Source organism: Catenovulum sp. 2E275 (assembly GCF_025515275.1).
GTDB lineage: Bacteria > Pseudomonadota > Gammaproteobacteria > Enterobacterales > Alteromonadaceae > Catenovulum.
In genome coordinates this window covers 1-413 of sequence record NZ_JAOPFU010000133.1, presented here as the reverse complement: position 1 = coordinate 413, position 413 = coordinate 1, and the positions used below count along the sequence as shown (strand labels likewise).

The window sequence follows — 413 nt, the reverse complement described above, 5'->3', positions numbered from 1 at the left end:
TTTTTGTCGCCGCTAAATTCAATTTTAGGGCCGTCAATCACTTGTGAGGCTTGTACTCGTTCGTCTTTTTGGGCTGAGATACAGCGGGCAAATACAGATTCTGCAATTAGGGTTAATGGTACACCTAAGTCTAGTGCGACTATGCCTGTCCATTTACCTGTGCCTTTTTGGCCCGCTGTGTCTAGGATTTTTTCTACTAGCGGTTCGCCATTTTCATCACGATAAGCGAAGATGTCGCGGGTGATTTCAATTAGGTAGCTGTCGAGTTCAGTTTCGTTCCATTCTTTAAATACTTGGTGAATTTCGTCTGCTGATAGACCTAGTACGGTTTTCATTAGTTGGTAGGCTTCGCAGATAAGTTGCATGTCGCCGTATTCGATACCATTGTGAACCATTTTGACAAAGTGACCTGC

Annotated in this window: 1 pseudogene; it reads right to left on the bottom strand. The window is 43.8% G+C overall.

Going from position 1 to position 413, the window contains the following annotated elements:
• A pseudogene (locus tag N7931_RS19400) lies at window positions 1–413 on the bottom strand (NADP-dependent phosphogluconate dehydrogenase); the annotation flags it as partial.